At 72.1% G+C, this 17,537-nt stretch carries 12 protein-coding genes and 1 pseudogene; 9 read left to right on the top strand and 4 right to left on the bottom strand.

Annotated elements, in window-relative coordinates:
* Window positions 1-136: 136 nt before the first annotated feature.
* The gene (gene ilvB, locus C8N24_RS13250; RefSeq protein ID WP_121250597.1) at window positions 137-1,804 is read left to right on the top strand and encodes a biosynthetic-type acetolactate synthase large subunit; all 1,668 of its coding nucleotides are present in this window, start codon (window positions 137-139) and stop codon (window positions 1,802-1,804) included.
* Between the two features lie 51 nt (window positions 1,805-1,855).
* Here the strand turns inward: ilvB and selA are convergent, their stop codons facing one another.
* Window positions 1,856-3,127 carry an L-seryl-tRNA(Sec) selenium transferase gene (gene selA, locus C8N24_RS13245; RefSeq protein WP_121250596.1) on the bottom strand — a complete coding sequence of 424 codons (1,272 nt, stop codon included), beginning with the start codon at window positions 3,125-3,127 and terminating at the stop codon, window positions 1,856-1,858.
* Between the two features lie 26 nt (window positions 3,128-3,153).
* Here selA and C8N24_RS13240 point away from each other — a divergent pair, with 26 nt between their 5' ends.
* The 3 genes from C8N24_RS13240 to C8N24_RS13230 are packed head-to-tail and all read left to right on the top strand — an operon-like array spanning window position 3,154 to window position 8,880.
* The gene (locus C8N24_RS13240) at window positions 3,154-4,767 is read left to right on the top strand and encodes an acyl-CoA mutase large subunit family protein (RefSeq protein ID WP_121250595.1); all 1,614 of its coding nucleotides are present in this window, start codon (window positions 3,154-3,156) and stop codon (window positions 4,765-4,767) included.
* A 43-nt stretch (window positions 4,768-4,810) separates the two neighbouring features.
* Window positions 4,811-7,312, top strand: a complete 2,502-nt coding sequence (locus tag C8N24_RS33935) for a hypothetical protein (RefSeq protein WP_170179062.1) — start codon at window positions 4,811-4,813, stop codon at window positions 7,310-7,312.
* Entirely contained in the window at window positions 7,312-8,880 is a 1,569-nt protein-coding gene (locus C8N24_RS13230) for an acyl-CoA carboxylase subunit beta (RefSeq protein WP_121250594.1), read from the top strand. Before C8N24_RS33935 ends, C8N24_RS13230 begins: the two co-directional genes overlap by 1 nt.
* Here the strand turns inward: C8N24_RS13230 and C8N24_RS13225 are convergent.
* The gene (locus C8N24_RS13225; RefSeq protein ID WP_121250593.1) at window positions 8,877-9,434 is read right to left on the bottom strand and encodes a TetR/AcrR family transcriptional regulator; all 558 of its coding nucleotides are present in this window, start codon (window positions 9,432-9,434) and stop codon (window positions 8,877-8,879) included. The genes C8N24_RS13230 and C8N24_RS13225 overlap by 4 nt on opposite strands.
* 61 nt (window positions 9,435-9,495) lie before the next feature.
* Between C8N24_RS13225 and C8N24_RS13220 the strand changes: the two genes are divergently transcribed.
* Complete coding sequence (locus C8N24_RS13220) at window positions 9,496-10,428, top strand: SDR family NAD(P)-dependent oxidoreductase (protein WP_121250592.1); 933 nt, start codon at window positions 9,496-9,498, stop codon at window positions 10,426-10,428.
* Here the strand turns inward: C8N24_RS13220 and C8N24_RS13215 are convergent.
* Window positions 10,425-11,687: a hypothetical protein gene (locus C8N24_RS13215; RefSeq protein ID WP_121250591.1), complete on the bottom strand. Its 1,263-nt coding sequence runs from the start codon at window positions 11,685-11,687 to the stop codon at window positions 10,425-10,427. The two genes, C8N24_RS13220 and C8N24_RS13215, sit on opposite strands and share 4 nt — an antisense overlap.
* A 315-nt stretch (window positions 11,688-12,002) precedes the next feature.
* On the opposite strand from C8N24_RS13215, the gene C8N24_RS13210 reads away from it, so the two are divergent.
* The 4 genes and pseudogenes from C8N24_RS13210 to C8N24_RS13200 all read left to right on the top strand — a co-directional run bounded on the left by C8N24_RS13210 (window position 12,003) and on the right by C8N24_RS13200 (window position 16,466).
* On the top strand, window positions 12,003-12,551 hold the full coding sequence (locus C8N24_RS13210; RefSeq protein ID WP_170179061.1) for a toll/interleukin-1 receptor domain-containing protein: 549 nt from the start codon (window positions 12,003-12,005) through the stop codon (window positions 12,549-12,551).
* Window positions 12,548-13,054, top strand: a pseudogene (locus C8N24_RS35705) (KGGVGR-motif variant AAA ATPase); the annotation flags it as partial. The gene C8N24_RS13210 and the pseudogene C8N24_RS35705, both read left to right, overlap by 4 nt.
* A gap of 198 nt (window positions 13,055-13,252) precedes the next feature.
* Window positions 13,253-15,808: a toll/interleukin-1 receptor domain-containing protein gene (locus C8N24_RS13205; protein WP_245971851.1), complete on the top strand. Its 2,556-nt coding sequence runs from the start codon at window positions 13,253-13,255 to the stop codon at window positions 15,806-15,808.
* A gap of 4 nt (window positions 15,809-15,812) precedes the next feature.
* A complete protein-coding gene (locus C8N24_RS13200) occupies window positions 15,813-16,466 on the top strand; it encodes a response regulator transcription factor (RefSeq protein ID WP_121250588.1) in 654 nt (217 codons plus the stop codon).
* On the opposite strand, the gene C8N24_RS13195 is transcribed toward C8N24_RS13200, so the two are convergent.
* The gene (locus tag C8N24_RS13195; RefSeq protein ID WP_121250587.1) at window positions 16,463-17,506 is read right to left on the bottom strand and encodes a sensor histidine kinase; all 1,044 of its coding nucleotides are present in this window, start codon (window positions 17,504-17,506) and stop codon (window positions 16,463-16,465) included. The two genes, C8N24_RS13200 and C8N24_RS13195, sit on opposite strands and share 4 nt — an antisense overlap.
* Window positions 17,507-17,537: the final 31 nt, after the last annotated feature.

Here is a 17,537-nt window from a genome sequence, read left to right as displayed (position 1 = left end):
ACCGCCGCGCGCGTCGCCGTTCTCTGACGCACGCGCGCTCCCGCCGTCGTCCTCTTCCTCTCTCCTCACAGGAGTTCCACATGCTTCTCGTCGTACTCAGCCTCGACCTGACCACCCTCGTTCATCCCGCACCCAGATGCGCGGCGCCGACGCCCTGACGCGCGCGCTCGAGCGCGCGGGGGTCGACACCATCTTCGGCGTGCCCGGCGGCGCCGCGCTGCCGGTGTACGACGCCCTCTACGACAGCCCCATCCGCCACGTCCTGATGCGGCATGAGCAGGCCGCGGGCCACGCCGCCGAGGGCTACGCCCGCGCGAGCGGGAAGCCCGGCGTCGCCATCGGCACGTCCGGCCCCGGCGCGACGAACCTCGTCACCGCCATCGCCGACGCCCAGATGGACAGCACGCCGACGCTGTTCATCACGGGCCAGGTGAAGACCACGCTGCGCGGCACGAACGCCTTCCAGGAGGCGGACGTGATCGGCATCACCCAGCCGATCGTCAAGCACTCGATCGCGATCGAGCGCGCCGACGACATCGCCCAGGCGGTCAAGGACGCGCTCCACATCGCCACCAGCGGCCGCCCCGGCCCGGTGCTGATCGACCTGCCCACCGACATCGCGAGCGCGCCCGCGCGGGAGGAGTCCGGCACGCCGCAGCTGCCCGGCTACCACCCGCATCCGCGCCCCAACGGGCGCCAGGTGCGGCTCGCGGCCGAGGCGCTCGCGGCCGCCCGGCGACCCGTGCTCTACGCGGGCGGCGGCGTCGTCCAGGCGGGAGCGGCCGACGCGCTGTGGACGTTCGCCAAGCTCACCGCCGCGCCGGTCACGACCACGCTGATGGCGCTCGGCGCGTTCCCCGCCGACGACCCGGCGTGGCTCGGGATGCTCGGCATGCACGGCACGCGCACGGCGAACTGGGCGATGGACGAGGCGGACCTGATCATCGCCATCGGCGCCCGCTTCGACGACCGCGTGACCGGCGCGCTCGACGAGTTCGCGCCCCACGCGAAGATCGTCCACATCGACATCGACCCGACGGAGATCGACAAGATCCGGGCCGCGCACATCCCGATGGTCGGCGACGCGAAGCTCGCGCTCGAGGCGCTGATCGACGCCTACGAGAAGCTCGGAGCCCACCCGGGCCGGCTCGCCGCCTGGTGGTCGCGGATCCGCGGCTGGCAGTCCGACCGCACGGCGGCGACCGACCCGGAGCCCGGCTGCGTGGACCCCGAGACGGCGCTGGACGAGCTGAGCGCGGTCCTCGGTGACGCGATCGTCACCACGGACGTCGGCCAGCACCAGATGTGGGCGGCGAACCGGCTGAAGTTCAACCAGCCGCGCCAATGGATCACGAGCGGCGGCCTCGGCACGATGGGCTTCGGCCTCCCGGCCGCGCTCGGCGCCCAGGCCGCGTTCCCGGGCCGGCCCGTCGTCTGCGTGTCCGGCGAGGGCTCGTTCCTGATGAACGTGCAGGAGCTCGCGACCGCCGTCGAGGAGCAGCTGCCGGTCAAGGTCGTGCTGCTCGACAACGCGTGCCTGGGCATGGTCCGCCAGCAGCAGGACATGTTCTGGGAAGGCCGCCGCAGCGCGGTGAACCTGGGCGCGAGCCCGGACTGGGCGCTGCTCGCCCGCGCCTTCGGCGTGTCCGTGCGCTCGATCGGCGACGGCGACGAGGTGGCCGACGCGCTCGCCGAGACCCTCGCCGAGGACGGCCCGGCGATGCTGCACGTCCGGATCGCGCCCGAGGCGAACTGCCTCCCGATGTTCAAGCCCGGCGGCGCCGCCCGGGAGATGATCGGCTGACACCGGCGCGGGGCGCCGGCGCCTGACCACCGCCGGCGCCCCCGCGCGAACCTAGAGGTGCCCGGCACCTTCAAGGAGCGCCACGGCGAGGTCGGTCTCCTCGTCGGTGAGCGTGCGCGGGTCGAGCAGGAGGCGGCCGTCCTCGACCCGGCCGACGAGCGGCGGATCCGCGCGCCGCAGCGGCTGGACCAGCGAGTCGTCCGGCAGCACGGCGACCGGTCCGGGCAGCTCGACGAGCGGCAGCGCCCCACCGCCGACCCGTGCGACGGACTCGATCACGGTCGCGCCCGGGACGGCCGCGGCGAGCCGCTCTGCCCGCGCCCGCAGGTCGGTCGCGTGGAGCATCGCCGGCACCGGGACCTGCTCGGGCGCGTCGCGGTGCAGCCGCAGCGTCGCCTCGAGCGCGGCCAGCGACAGCTTGTCGATCCGCAGCGCCCGTGCGAGGGGATGGCGGCGTGCCGCCTCGACCGCCGCCTCGCGCCCCACGAGCAGGCCCGCTTGCGGCCCGCCGAGCAGCTTGTCCCCCGAGAAGACGACCAGCGCCGCCCCGGCCGCGACGCTGCGCCGCACGCTGGGCTCGTCGTGGATCGGGTCCAGCGCGCCGGAGCCGACGTCGTCGATCACGGGCACGCCGAGCTCGCACAGCGACTCGATGCCCACGTCCTCGACGAAGCCCAGCTGGACGAAGTTCGAGCGATGCACGCGCAGCACCGCGCCCGTGTCCGGGCCGAGCGCGGCCGCGTAGTCGCCGAGCCGGGTGCGGTTGGTGGTGCCCACCTCGACGAGCCGCGCGCCCGCCTGCGCGATCACGTCGGGGACCCGGAACCCGCCGCCGATCTCCACGAGCTGCCCGCGGGAGACGACGATCTCCTTGCCGGGCCCGGCCAAGGCCGCCGCGGCGAGCAGCGCGGCGCCCGCGCCGTTGTTGACCGCGAACCCCGCCTGCGCGCCGGTCAGCTCCCGCAGCAGCGGCTCCACGTGCACGTGGCGCGAGCCGCGCTCGCCGTCCGCCCATTCGAGGTTCGAGTAGCCCTCGGCCACGGCCAGCACCGCGTCCCGCGCGGCGGCCGCCAGCGGGGCGCGGCCCAGGTTCGTATGGACGATGACGCCGGTCGCGTTCAGCACCCGCCGCAGCGACGGCCGTCCGGACGCCTCCGCCCAGGCGCGCGCCCGCGCCGGCAGGTCGGCCGCGTCGGACGCGCCCGCCAGCAGCTCGGCGCGGCGCTCGGCGAGCACCGCCCGCGCGGCGGCGACCGCGACCGCGCGCGGCGCGATCACCTGCGCCGCCAGCGCATCGACCGGTGGGAGGTCACGCAAGCTCATGGGTGCGGAGCGTAACCTGCCCCCTCATGGCCATCGAGGACAAGGACCTGTCGGTCGCACCGGTCGTCGGCCCCGATGATCCGCGCCGGTTCACGGATTCGGGCATCGAGGTCAAGACGCTGTACACGAGCGCGGACCTGCCGGAGGACCTGGACCTCGGCACGCCGGGCGAGTTCCCGTACACGCGCGGCGTGCACGCCGAGATGTACCGCAGGCGCACGTGGACGATGCGCCAGTACGCCGGCTACGCGTCCGCGAAGGAGTCCAACGAGCGTTACAAGTACCTGCTCGCGCACGGCGGCTCGGGCCTCTCGATGGCGTTCGACCTGCCGACCCAGCTCGGCCTGGACAGCGACGACCCACGCTCGCTCGGCGAGGTCGGCCGCACCGGCGTGGCGATCGACACGCTCGAGGACATGCGGACCGCGTTCGACGGGATCCCGCTCGACGAGGTCTCCACGTCGATGACCATCAACGCGCCCGCCGCGGTCCTGCTGCTCCTCTACGAGCTCGTCGCCGAGGAGCAGGGGGTGCCGTCGGAGAAGCTCCGGGGCACGGTCCAGAACGACATCCTCAAGGAGTACATCGCCCGCGGGAACTTCATCTACCCGCCGGAGCCGAGCATGCGGCTCACGACGGACCTGTTCGCGTACTGCAAGGACCGGATCCCGAAGTGGAACACGGTCAGCATCAGCGGGTACCACTTCCGCGAGAAGGGCGCGTCCGCGGTCCAGGAGGTCGCGTTCACGCTCGCGAGCGGGATGGCCTACGTGCAGGCGGCGATCGACGCCGGCCTGCAGGTCGACGACTTCGCCCCACGCCTCGCGTTCTTCTTCAACGGCCACAACAACGTGTTCCAGGAAGTGGCGAAGTTCCGCGCCGCCCGCAACATGTGGGCGCACGCGATGAAGGACCGCTTCGGCGCGCAGGACCCCAAGTCGCTGATGCTGCGCTTCCACACCCAGACCGGCGGCGTGACGCTGACGGCGCAGCAGCCGCTCAACAACGTCGTGCGCGTCGCCCTGCAGGGCTTCGCGGCGGTCTGCGGCGGCACGCAGTCGCTGCACACCAACGGCTTCGACGAGGCGCTCGCGCTGCCGAGCGAGCGCGCGGCCAAGCTCGCCCTGCGCACCCAGCAGGTGATCGCCTACGAGTCCGGCGCCACCGACACCGTCGACCCGTTCGCGGGCTCGTACTACGTCGAGGCGCTCACCGCCGAGATCGAGCAGCGCGCCTGGGCGCTGATCGGCAAGGTCGACGAGCAGGGCGGCTCCGCGACGGCCATCGCCTACATCAAGAACGAGATCGAGGAGTCCGCGTTCGGCTACCACGAGCGCTACCGGACCAAGCAGGACGTCGTCGTCGGCGTCAACGAGTTCGTCGAGGACAGCGCCGAGGTCGAGGAGATCCTGTCCGTCGACCCCGCCTCCGAGCGCGACCAGGTCGAGCGCCTGAAGGCGTTCAAGGCGCAGCGCGACCAGGCGCGGACCGCCGCGCGCCTGGAGGAGCTGAAGGCCGCGGCGCAGGGCAGCGACAACCTGCTGCCGCCGATCCGCGCCGCGCTCAAGGACCACGCGTCGGTCGGCGAGGTCTGCGGAACGCTCCGCGAGGTCTTCGGCGAGTATCAGCCAGAGATGTAGTGAACCGGCGCGTCTTGACGCGCCGTCACTTAGCGTTTCACGCGTGAAACGCCTGCTCACCGTCCTGCTGTTCTTCGCCGTCGCTTCGCCCGCTCACGCGGCGCTCACCGTGTCCACCTCGACGTCGCAGGCGGGGAGGCCCGCGGACGTCACGATCCAAGCCCGGTTCACGACGGTGCCCGCGAGCGTGAAGCTCAGCCTTCCGCCCGGGCTGGTCGGGAACCCGAACGCCGCCGGCGTGACCAAGTGCGCGGTGACGACGTTCCGCAACGGCATCTGCCCGGGCAGCTCGCGCGTGGGCACGGCGAGCGCCGACACCAGCCTGCCGCTCCCGGTCTCGGGCTCGGTCTACAACCTCGTCCCCGAGCCCGGCGAGCCGGCGCGGCTGGGCATCGCGATCGAGTTCATCGGATTCCCGATCGTGCGCAACGAGGCCTCGATCTCGCTGCGTCCGGACGGCGGCCTGGACTCGACGATCACGTCGCTCGATCCCGGCCCGTTCGGCCTCGACGGGCTGGATCTGACGCTTGACGAGACGTTCATGACGCTGCCGACGTCGTGCGGCCAGCACACGGTCACGCTCAACGGTGAGTCCGCCGCGTTCACGACCGACCGCTGCGACACCGTGCCGTTCGCACCCGCCGTCGCGGCGAGCCTCGAGACCCGGCAGCGCGGCGTGCCGAGCGGGGCGACGGTCACGCTCGAGCTGCCTCCGGGCAACTCGCACGTCCGGCGCGCGGAGATCGTGCTGCCGGTGGGCACGACGCTCTCGCCGGGCGTCGCCAACGGGCTCGTGGGCTGCTCGGACGCGCAGTTCGCGAGCGCGGGCGGCTGTCCGGCCGGCGCGCAGGTCGGCACGGTGAGCTTCGACACGCCGCTGCTCGGCGTGCTCGGCGGCAAGGTCTACTTCGGCGACGGGTTCCGGCTCTACGTCGTCGTCGAAGGGCCGGGCGTGCAGGTCAAGCTCGCCGGTGACGTCAAGCTCAACCCTGACGACGGCCAGATCACGACCGTCTTCGACAACCTGCCGCAGGTGCCGTTCACGGCGTTCGCGCTCTCGTTCCAGGGCGGCGCGAAGGCCGTGCTCAACAACCCGAGCACGTGCGGTCAGAAGGACCTCGCGGCCACGCTCACGCCGTGGAGCGGCACCGCGCCGAAGCAGGCCACCGCGAGCTTCACGATCGACGGCGGCTGCGCGCTGCCGGCGTTCGCGCCCGGTCTGAAGGTGTCCGCCGCGAGCACGGCCGCCGGCCGCCCGGCGGGCTCGGTCGTGATGGAGATCACGCGGCCCGACGGCGCCGAGGACCTCTCGCGCGTCACCGCCGACCTGCCGCCGGGCCTCGCGGGCTCGCTCAAGGGCCTCGCGCCGGGCACGCCGGTCGGCACCGTGTCGGCGACGGCGGGCGCGGGCGACGCGCCGGTCTCGCTCTCCGGGACCGTGTTCCTCACGGGCCCCCAGGACGGCGGCCTCGCCGGCTTCCAGATGGTCATCCCCGGCAAGGTCGGCCCCGTCGACCTCGGCACGGTGACCGTGAACGCGTCGATCAAGTTCCGGCCGGACGGCGGGCTCACCGTGACGACGTCGCCGCTACCGCGGCTGATCGGCGGCGTGCCGGTCTCGATCCGCTCGTTCGCGCTCACGCTCGACCGGCCCGGCTTCATCCTGAACGCGTCCTCGTGCGCCGAGCAGGCCGTGAACGCGACGCTCGAGGGCGTCGGCGGCACGGTCGCGAAGGTCGCGGCGCCCTACCACGCGACCGACTGCGCGGGGCTGAAGTTCTCGCCCAGGCTCGAGGCGACGCTCGGCGCGCGCGGGAAGACCGGCGCAGGCTCGTTCCCGCCGCTGAAGGCGATCATCACCGTGCCGGAGGGCCAGTCCTCGACCGCGGTCGCCGACGTGTCGCTGCCGCCGACGCTCGGCCTGGACCTCAAGAAGCTGAGCAAGGCGTGCGCGCCCGCCCAGTTCCAGGCGGGCAGCTGCGCGAAGACCTCGCAGATCGGCACCGCGGTCGCGACGACGCCGCTTCTGGACTCCGCGCTGACGAGCCCCGTGACGCTCGCCTCGCCGAACGCCGGGGACATCCCGGGCCTCGCGCTGCGGCTCAGCGGCGCCGTGACGCTGCCGCTGTTCGGCAAGGTCACCCCGCCCAACGGCGCCAAGGGCCGGATCGCGAACTCGTTCTCCGGCATCCCGGACGTGCCGCTGGAGAAGTTCGAGCTGACGTTCACGGGCGGGACGAGCTCGCCGCTGCGGCTCAAGAAGGACGCCTGCCGCGGCGCGCGCGAGGTCGTGATCGGCAAGCTGACCGGTCACAACGGCGCGGTGGCGAACCTCACGGCCAAGCCGAAGATCATCGGCTGCGCGCCGACGGTCACGCTCAAGCGCCGCGGCAACGGCAAGCTGCGGGCCACGGCCAAGCCCGGCCGCGACGGCGCGAAGATCCGCTCCGTCAAGGTCGGGAAGAAGACGAAGAAGGGCTATCGCGTCACCGTGAAGGACGCGGGCAAGGAGACCTGGAAGCTGGTCGTTAGAGTCCGCCGGTAATGCGCCAGAAGGCCCCCGAGACGTTCGCGGAACGCCTTGAGCAGCTGCAGGAGCTGCGCAAGGCCGTCGTGGACCATGCCTCCGAGAAGGCGGTCGAGAAGCAGCACGCCAAGGGCAAGTACACGGCCCGCGAGCGGATCGAGAAGCTCCTCGACCCAGGCTCCTTCCAAGAGCTGGACACCTACGTGCGCCACCGCACGGTCGACTTCGACATGCAGAAGAACCGACCGTGGGGTGATGCCGTCGTCACGGGCCACGGGCTCATCGACGGCCGCCGCGTGTGCGTCTTCTCGCAGGACTTCACCGTCTTCGGGGGCTCGCTGGGCGAGGTGATGGCCGAGAAGATCGGCAAGGTCATGGACCTGGCCGAGAAGATCGGCTGCCCGGTGATCGGCATCAACGACTCCGGCGGCGCGCGCATCCAGGAGGGCGTCGTCTCCCTGGCCGGGTACGCGGACGTCTTCTACCGCAACGTCCGCGCCTCGGGCGTGATCCCGCAGATCTCGCTGGTGATGGGTCCGTGCGCGGGCGGCGCCGTGTACTCGCCCGCGATCACCGACTTCATCTTCATGGTCAACGAGACCTCGCACATGTTCATCACGGGGCCCGACGTGATCAAGACCGTGACGGGCGAGGAGGTCGGCTTCGAGGACCTCGGCGGGGCGATGTCCCACGCGTCCAAGTCCGGCGTCGCGCAGTTCGTGGCCGAGGACGAGGACGCGTGCCTCGAGGACGCGCGCTACCTGCTCAGCTTCCTGCCGCAGAACAACCTGGAGACGGCGCCGCGCGTCGCGCCGGCCGACGATCCGGAGCGGATGGACGAGGCGCTCGACTCGATCGTCCCCGACAACGCGAACAAGCCCTACGACATCCGCGACGTGATCCGCCTCGTGGTCGACGGCGAGGAGTTCCTCGAGGTCCACGAGCACTACGCGCAGAACATCGTCGTCGGCTTCTCGCGCCTGAACGGGCACGCGATCGGCGTGGTCGGCAACCAGCCCAAGGCGATGGCGGGCGTGTTGGACATCGACGCGAGCGCGAAGGCCGCGCGCTTCGTCCGCTTCTGCGACGCGTTCAACCTGCCGCTGCTGACGTTCGTCGACGTGCCCGGCTTCCTTCCCGGCACCTCGCAGGAGTGGGGCGGGATCATCCGCCACGGCGCGAAGCTCCTGTACGCCTACGCCGAGGCGACCGTGCCCAAGCTGACCGTGATCACGCGCAAGGCGTACGGCGGCGCCTACGACGTCATGGCCTCCAAGCACCTGCGCTCGGACTTCAACTTCGCCTGGCCGACGGCCGAGATCGCCGTGATGGGCCCGGAGGGCGCGGTGAACATCATCCACCGCCGCGACATCGCCGCCTCACCGACGCCCGAGGAGCGCCGCGCGAAGCTGATCGACGACTACAAGGCGCGCTTCGCGAACCCGTACACCGCGGCCGAGCGCGGCTACGTCGACGACGTGATCATCCCCCACGAGACCCGCCCGAAGCTGATCGCCTCGCTCGAGGCCCTGCTCACCAAGCGCGAGCCGGGGCCCAAGCGCAAGCACGGGAACATCCCGCTCTAGCCGCGCCGCACGCCGTCGATCAGGACGTCCAGGAGACGGTGTGCGCGTCCGCGGTCGCTGACCAGGAAGACGCCGCCGAGCAGCGCCGCGACGTCCGTGGCGTCCACGTCGGTGCGCGCGGCGCCGGCCTCCTGCGCCGCCGCGAGCAGCCGGGCGAGGCCGCTCATGACCACGGCGCGCGAGTCGGCGTGGACGTCGTGATCGGTGAGGACGACCGCCTGCAGCGCATCCGAGAGCCCCCGCTCGGTCTCGAGCAGGTCGATGCAGGCGTGCAGCCAGGCGGCCAGCGCCTCCCCGGGCGGACGCTCGCGCAGCAGCGTCTCCGCCGCGTCCGCCAGCCGGTCGACCTCGTCGCGGTAGGTGGCCTCGACCAGCTCCTGGACCGTGGGGAAGTGCCGGTACGCCGTCCCGACCCCGACCCCCGCGGCCCGGGCGACGTCCGCCAGCGCCACGCCGGTGCCGTGCTCCGCGAACAGCTCGCGCGCGGTGGCGATCAGCCGTTCGCGGTTGCGGCGCGCGTCCGCCCGGCGGCCACTATTGGAATCGGAATCCATTTCCACTTATCTGCTACGGTCTCGTCACAACTGGAATTCGATTCCACTTTAGGAGATCGCCATGCCTGAGTCCCTCATCACCACGCCGTTCGGCTTCGACTCGACCGCGGCCGACGTGATCGCGGGCATCGACCTGACCGGCAAGCGCGCGATCGTCACGGGCGGCTCGTCCGGGATCGGCGTGGAGACCGCCCGGGCGCTCGCGGGCGCCGGCGCGGAGGTCACGCTCGCCGTCCGCAACGTCACCGCCGGCGAGCGGGTGGCGCGCGACATCGGGGGCGACGTGCGCGTCGGCGCGCTCGACCTGGCCGACCAGGCGTCGGTCGGCGCCTTCGTGGACGCATGGGCCGGTCCGCTGGACATCCTCGTCAACAACGCCGGCGTGATGGCGCTGCCCGAGCTCCAGCGCTCGGCCGAGGGCTGGGAGCGGCAGTTCGCGACCAACCACATGGGGCACTTCGCGCTCGCGCTCGGGCTGCACGACGCGCTGGCGTCGGCCGGCGCCGCGCGGGTCGTCGCGGTCAGCTCGATCGCGAACCTCCGCGCCGGCGTCGATTTCGACGACCTGCACTTCCACCGCCGCGCCTACGACCCGATGGTCGCGTACGGGCAGTCGAAGACCGCGAACGTCCTGTTCGCCGTCGAGGCCCACCGGCGCTGGGCCGCCGACGGCATCACGGCCAACGCCCTGCACCCGGGCGCGATCCTCGACTCGAACCTGTCCCGCCACATGGACCCCGACGTGCTCGAGCAGCTGCGCACCTCCGGCCGCTACCGCTACAAGACGCTCGAGCAGGGCGCCGCGACGTCCGTGCTGCTGGCCACCTGGCCGGCGCTCGAAGGCCACGGCGGGCACTACTTCGAGCACGGGAACGAGGCCCCGGTGACCGACGACTACGCGGCGGGGCACGGCGTCGCCGCGTACGCGCTCGACCCGGCGAACGCGCAGCGGCTGTGGGCCGTCTCGCTCGAGCTGCTGGGACGGACCGGCTAGCCCGTCGCGGCCGTCGGCTGCCCGGAGCCGCCGCCGCTGTCGTTGGTCACCCAGGCGGCGATCGCCTTGCCGGTCGGCGTCAGCGCGATGCTCGGCCAGAGCGCGTTGTGCGCCGGGTCCGAGAGCGTGGTGTCGGGGCCGAACGCGCCACCGGCGGGCCGGAGCGACGCGTGGACGGACCACTTGGCGCCCTGCGTCGCCCAGGCGAGCGCCGCGGCGTTGCCGGGGCCTCCCGCCAGCGAGAGCCCTTCGGCGTGCTCGGCGAGCGCCTGCGCGGCGCCGAACGGCGCGCCCGGCGCGCGGGTGAAGGCCTCGAGCGTGCCGCCTTCCTCGTAGCGGGAGCCCGGCTTGGCCCACGCGACGGTCGCGGTGCCGTCGGCCGAGAACGCGGCGGCGACCTGCGACCCGCTCGACGTGCCCTTGCCGCCGGTCGAGAGGACGGTGGTCGGGCCGAGCGCCGCGCCGACGGCCCCGCTCGCCACGCGCAGGCTGGTCGTGGCGGCCGGTTGGGCCAGGTAGGCGACTTGCACGGCGCCGTCCGCGCCGACGGCGAGCGCGACGTCGGACCAGTTGCCGCCGTCGGGCAGCACCTGGTCGGCGCCGAACGTGCCGTCGGCCGCGGTGATCGCGTGCAGCGCCGCGTCCGGGCCGGACTGGACCTGCCACGTGAGCGCGGCGCGGCCACCGTCGCCCGCTGCGAGCTGGAACGTCGGCCGCAGCTTGCCCGCCGTCGGCGGCGACACCGTCTGCGGCCGGTCGAAGCGGGTCTGGCCGGGCCGCCGGATCGCGGCCTGCACGCGCCACCCCGCAGGGTCGTGCCACTGCCACGCGGCGACCGCGGTGCCGTCGGCGGCGACCGCGAGCCGCGGCTGCGTGGCCGAGTGGCTGCCGTCGGAGATCGTGTACGCCCTCACGCGCGTGCCGTCGGCGAGCACGATCCGAGCGCGGATGCGCTGCACCGGCTTGTGCCGGCGGACGGTCAGCGCGACCACGCCGCCGGACGCGTCCGCGCCGAAGTCCCACACCCGCTCGTACGGGTCGGCGGTGGTGATCGGCTCGGGCGCGCCGAGCCCCTTCGAGAGCGACGCGGCCGGCTTGAGCCAGCCGGTGAGGACGGAGCCGTCGAACGCGCCGGTGGCGACCACGTTGGCCTCGTCGGCGCCGGAGAGCGTGGCGGGCGGCGTCCACGCGTCAGCCGCGGGCGCCGCGGCCGCGGCGGCGACCAGGGTCACGGCCACGGCGGGAAGCATCTTGGACATCACGATCCAGGCTGGCGCGCGCGGATGAGCTTCGGGCCTCCCCTAGGGGTGAACGCACATGCACCTACGATCCCCGCCGTGGCTGACCGACCGGGCATCGGTGCGCGCCGCTGCAGTCCTTCGTGGTCGTCGGCGTGACGCTGTTCACGGTCCGGCTCGGGCATCTGAGCTCGTTCGGGCCGCGGGTCGTCCCGGCGCTCGTGAGCGCGCTGCGCGCCGATGGCATCGCGCTCGTCACGCGCGAGCACATGGACGCTGTAAGCTGCCACGCCTTCGGCGACCGCCTCGCGTTTGAGCTACGAGTACGACATCTTCGTGAGCTACACGCGCGCTGGCGTAGCGGGCGACTGGGTCCGCAACTACTTCCACGGAGAGCTTCGCGGGTGGCTCGAGGAGACCATGGAGACCCCGCCACGCATCTTCTGGGACCGCGACATCGAGACCGGACAGAACTGGCCGCAGAAGCTGCAGGACGCGCTCGCGCGCTCGCGTTTCCTCGTCCCGGTCTTCACCCACACGTACTTCCGCTCCCGGTGGTGCATGTCCGAGTTCGACACCATGGCTGCGCGCTGCGAGGACGCTGGCGACGCCGCGTTGATCTTCCCCGTGAGGTTCCACGGAGACCGGGCGCAGTTCCCGGAGCGCGCTCGGTCGATCCAGGACACCGACATGCGCGACTGGGCGTACACCACGCGAGGGTTTGCTGACACGTCGAAGTACCTGGACTTCGTGGACGCCGTCAAGGCCCTCTGCCAGGCCATCGCCGCGGCCGTTCCGCATGCGCCGGCGTGGTCCGCCGACTGGCCGACGCTGCAAGTGACGCCGACGGCTCCTGCGCCCATGGTGGTGGTCCCGCGCCTATGAGTGCCCACCACGCCAGCGGGACGATTTGCACGTTCTACTCCTACAAGGGCGGGGTCGGCCGCTCCATGGCCTTGGCGAACGTCGCGGCGCTGCTCGCGCAGTGGGGGCACCGGGTGCTCTGCGTCGACTGGGACCTCGAGGCCCCGGGCCTGCACCTGTATTTCGACCCCTGGCTCGACGACACGCCGGTGCGGGGGGTCGTCGAGCTGATCGACGATCTCGCCGACGGCAAGCCCTTCAGCGTCACGGACTACACGACCACGGTGAACCTGCCGAACATGCTCGGCCATCTCGAGGTCATGCCGGCGGGTGGGCTCGACGAGTCGTTCGTCGGACACGTCCAGGCGCTGGACTGGGATCAGCTGTACGCGAACGGACTGGGCACCCGCCTGGAGGAGTTGCGCGAAGCGTTCAAGCGCGAGTACGACTTCGTGCTGTTGGACAGCCGGACGGGCATCACGGACATCGGCGGCATCTGCACCGTCCAGCTGCCCGACCTGATCGCCTTCTGCTGCACGCCGAACCACCAGAGCCTGGACGGGGTGCTGGACGTCATGCGACGGTCGGCCGAGAGCCGGCAAGTGCTGCCCTTCGACCGCGGGCAGGTCCCGTCGTTCCCCGTCATCACCCGCTTCGAAGCGACGATCGAAGTCGAGCTGGCGCGCGAGTGGATGAGGCTCTTCGAGCAGCGCCTCGGCCCGATGGTCGAGACGTTCAAGCACGTCGAGGTCGCCACGAGCGACCTGCTGGCCCAGCTGCGCATCCCACACGTGGCCCACTGGAGCTTCGGCGAACGGTTGGCGGTGATCGAGGAAGGCACGTCGGACCCACTGTGGATCGGGCACGCGTTCGAGACCCTCGCCGCCGTCGTCGCTCACCGGACGGAGCGCACGGAGCTGCTGATCGGCAACCGCGAGAGCTACGTCGACACGGCGAGAAGCCAGCGCGGACGCGCTCAGAAGGCACGTGACAGCGACGTGTTCGTGGCCTTCGCTCGCTCGGACGCGCGGTTTGGACGAGCCCTCGCCCGCGAGCTTCGCCAGCGAGGTCTACGCGTTGCCGACGACGCTGGCCCTGTGCGGCTCGGACGGCTGAGACGCGCCCGCAACCTCGCGATCCTCGTCGACCGCGACGGATCATCGATGGGTGACATCGAACTCGAGCAGTTCCTGTCTGAGCACGCAGCCGATCGCACCCCTCGACGCGTGTTCCCTGTGCTGCGCGGCGAGCACGCCCGCACGCCGAAGATCGTTTCCAGGCACTTCGCCATCGACGCCCGCGACAGCCCACCATCCGCCGTCGCGGACCGGATCGCCATGCCGGCCCTGTGGCAGCGATTCGAAGAGCTGCTCCGCGAGCGTGGGATCCACGATTCGGCAACGCTCACCGCAGCGGGCCGTCACGCGAGCCTGCTGATCGACGTCGGTGAGCTCGACGACGCGCGCACCTTCATAGAAGAGCTGGAGTCCGAGATCGTCGACGACGACGCGCAGTACTCGTTCGCGGGATACGAGGTGCTCGGACTTCGAGCGACTCTGTGCCAGGCCGGCGCCGACCGGCTCGCGGCCCTCGAGGTTCGCCGTCGTCAACTCGCGAGCTTCGACCAGTTCCGGCACGCGGACACGCGCGCACACGCGGACGCCAAGCTCGCTCTGGCGGACGCCCTGGTCGACGCGAACCAGTACGACGAGGCCTTGACGCAGGTCACCGAAGCGCATGCGCTGCTGTCGCACCTGCTCGGATCATCTGCATTGAAGACCTTCGACGCACAGCTGTCCTTCGGACGTGTCCTCGCTCACAGCGGTGACTCGGAGCAAGCGCTCGACCTGCTGACCGGGCTCTGGAACGAGCTCGAGCGGAAGTTCGGAGCGACGCACAAGCTGACGCTCAAAGCCCAGAGCACGCTCGCAGAGGCCCGGTGCATGGCCGGCGACCTGGCCGGCGGCCTCAGGCTGCAGCGTCACGTCGTCGAGGTTCGCACCGCACGTTCGGACCGAGTTCACGAGTTGGCCCTCGAGGCGAAGGCGACCCTCGCCGACATGCTCGAAGCCGGAGAGGCGACGGACGAGTCGGTGGCCTTGCGCGAGAGCGTCGCGGACGGCTATCAGCAGCTTCGCGGCAGCGCTCGCCCCGAGACGCTGAGAGCCGAGTTTGCACATGCGCGCGCGATGGCGGCGACCGGCGACACGGGTCGAGCCGTGGACCTCGTGCGAGAGGTCCTCGAGATCGCGGTCGACCACCTGTCCTACTCGCATCCGGTCCGCATTGACGGCTACGCGGCCGCGGGGGCGGTGCTGCGCACCGCCGGTCTGCTGGTGGAGGCTGCCGAAGTGCTGCACCGTGGCGAGGAGGCGGTCGCCCGACTCGATGTCAATCATCCGCTTCGTCTGTCGATGCTCGACGAGATCGCGACGACGCAAGAGCGGCGTGGCTATTTCGAAGGCGCACGGAAGCTGCGGGAGCAGATCCTCATCAGCCGCACCCAGGTGCTCGGTGAGGGCCACTCGCAGACGCTCATGGCGATGTCGCATCTGGCGATGACCCTGGCCGCGATGGGCGACTTCGAGGCCGCGCTGCGGTTGGACGAGCGAGTCGTGAGCAGCGCGCAGCTCCGGTTCGGGCGCGCGGATGAGCTCGTCGTGCGGACCAAGCAGCATCTTGCGCAGACGCTCGACATCCTCGGACGGACCGACGAAGCGGAGTGGTTGCTCGTCGAGGTGATGCGCACGCTGGAGAACGACCTCGGCGAGGCCCACCTCGAGACGCAGCGTGCACGCCTCACGCTGGGTGACATGCTGATGCGCCGGGGTGCGCACGAGCGCGCGCTCAGTGAGATCCGACGAGCGGCGGAGGTCATGCGCGCCACACTCGGGCCGACGCACCCTGAGACGTTCTCCGCGGACGCGTTGCTCGGCGTCGCGCTGAACTACGCGGGTCACCCCGAAGCCGCGGAGTCGGAGCTCTCGACGACGTTCGAGCAGATGGCGCATGTGCTGGGTCCGGACCACCCCCGAACGCTGTCGACCGCGTGGGCGTGGTTCGGCGTGCTGCGCACCCTCGCGCGCCACGACGAAGCGCTTGAAGTCATCGCAGCCGTCGTCGCGGGTCGGAGCCTGCTCTACGGCGACACCCACCCGAGCACTGTCGACGCGATGCAGAAGCAGGTCGAGCTGCTCGACGAGATCGGCGACCGGTCAGGTGCCGAGGCGATCCGCCGGCGGATCGCCGTCGCCATGCGAACCCCGCCACTCGTCTGATCAGATGCCGCTGCGGGTCCTGTTGGCCGACGACGAGGTGCTGCTGAGCGCGGGGCTCGCGCGACTGCTCGAGGACGCCGGGATCGAGGTGGTGGCGACGGTCGCGCGCGCGGACCACGTGCTCGGCGCGGTCGCCGAGCACCGGCCGGACGTGGCCATCACCGACGTGCAGATGCCGCCCGAGGGCACCGACGACGGGCTCCGGGCCGCGATCGAGGTGCGCCGCCAGTACCCCGAGACGGCGGTGCTGGTGCTCTCCAACTTCCTCGAGGAGCGCTACCCGCTGGACCTGATCGGCGAGGACGCGAAGGGCGTCGGGTACCTGCTCAAGTCCCGGATCGGCGACGTGGACTCGTTCCTGGACTCGGTGCGGCGGGTCGCGGACGGCGGCAGCGCGCTGGACCCGGAGGTCGTGCAGCGGATGGTGTCCCGGCGCCGGCGCGACTCGCCGATCGACGACCTGACCGCGCGTGAGCGCACCGTCCTCGCCCAGATGGCCGAGGGCAAGTCCAACCACGGGATCGCGGCCGACCTCGGCGTCACCCCCGCGGCCGTCGAGAAGCATGTGACGGGCGTCTTCCACAAGCTCGGGCTCGGTGACGAGCCGCTCCAGCACCGGCGCGTCATGGCGGTGCTGACGATGCTGCGCGCCTCCTAGAGAGGCAACTCCGCGCGGACGGTCGTGCCGCGGCCGTCGCGGACCTCGAACGTGCCGTCGAGCGCGGCCACGCGGTCCTCGAGGCCACGCAGGCCGCTGCCGCCGTCGATGTCGACGCCGCCGCGCCCGTCGTCGGCGACCTCGACGATCAGGCGGCCGTCCGCCTCGCGCACGGTCACGGACGCGGCCGTGGCGTGCGCGTGCTTGAGGACGTTGGTCAGCGCCTCGGCGATCACGAAGTACGCGGCGGCCTCCACCCCGGCCGGGTAGCGCGCCTCGGGGATCGACGCCTCTACGAGCAGCGGGAGCGGCCCGGTCAGCGACTCGACCGCCGCGGCGATCCCGCGGTTCGTCAGGATCTGGGGGTGGATGCCCGCGCCGAGCTCGCGCAGCTCGGCGATCGCGGCGTCGACGTCGCCGGCGGCGGCGTCGAGCAGGGCGCGCGTCGCGTCGTCGGCGCCGCGACCGGCCAGGCGCAGCGCGAGCAGCACGCGCACGAGCCGTTGCTGCGCGCCGTCGTGCAGGTCGCGGCCGAGCCGGCGGCGCTCGGCGTCCGCGGCCTCGACGATCCGGGCGCGGGACGCGTGGATCTCCGCCGCGCGGGCGCGCTCGACCGCCTCCCGCCGGGCCGCGACCTCGTCCTCCATGCGTGAGGTGACGTCGCGGAAGACGACCACCGCGCCGCGGCCCTCGGGCATCGCCAGCGGCGCGCTGCTGTAGGCGACGCGGAACTTCGAGCCGTCCTTGCGCCAGAAGCAGTCGCCGTACACGCGTACGGTCTCGCCCGTCAGACGCGGACGCAGCATCGGGCACTGCGCCTGCGGGAAGTGGCTCCCGTCCCAGTGCGAGTGGTGGATCGTCGGGTGGCTCACGCGCCCCAGCAGCTCGTCCTCCTCGTACCCGAGCGCGCGCAGCGCGGCCGGGTTGGCGAACACCACCCGGCCGTCGGGATCGACGAGGTAGACGGCGTCGGCGACGGCCTCCAGCAGCGCGGCGAGCACGTCACGCGGGGCGGTTCCGAGGCGCTCGACGTCGGCCACGGTCGGGTTCTACCGAGGGTCGGCGTCGGGT

This window comes from Solirubrobacter pauli (genome assembly GCF_003633755.1).
GTDB lineage: Bacteria > Actinomycetota > Thermoleophilia > Solirubrobacterales > Solirubrobacteraceae > Solirubrobacter > Solirubrobacter pauli.
This window is presented reverse-complemented; position numbering and strand designations above follow the sequence as displayed.

Bases quoted from the DNA above. Each gene is read 5' to 3' on its own strand.
- C8N24_RS13240 (WP_121250595.1), top strand. From the start codon at position 3,154: ATGGCCATCGAGGACAAGGACCTGTCGGTCGCACCGGTCGTCGGCCCC.
- C8N24_RS13200 (WP_121250588.1), top strand. From the start codon at position 15,813: ATGCCGCTGCGGGTCCTGTTGGCCGACGACGAGGTGCTGCTGAGCGCG.
- ilvB (WP_121250597.1), top strand. From the start codon at position 137: ATGCGCGGCGCCGACGCCCTGACGCGCGCGCTCGAGCGCGCGGGGGTC.
- C8N24_RS13215 (WP_121250591.1), bottom strand. From the start codon at position 11,687: ATGTCCAAGATGCTTCCCGCCGTGGCCGTGACCCTGGTCGCCGCCGCG.
- C8N24_RS13230 (WP_121250594.1), top strand. From the start codon at position 7,312: ATGCGCCAGAAGGCCCCCGAGACGTTCGCGGAACGCCTTGAGCAGCTG.
- C8N24_RS13220 (WP_121250592.1), top strand. From the start codon at position 9,496: ATGCCTGAGTCCCTCATCACCACGCCGTTCGGCTTCGACTCGACCGCG.
- C8N24_RS13205 (WP_245971851.1), top strand. From the start codon at position 13,253: ATGGTCGAGACGTTCAAGCACGTCGAGGTCGCCACGAGCGACCTGCTG.
- C8N24_RS13225 (WP_121250593.1), bottom strand. From the start codon at position 9,434: ATGGATTCCGATTCCAATAGTGGCCGCCGGGCGGACGCGCGCCGCAAC.
- selA (WP_121250596.1), bottom strand. From the start codon at position 3,127: ATGAGCTTGCGTGACCTCCCACCGGTCGATGCGCTGGCGGCGCAGGTG.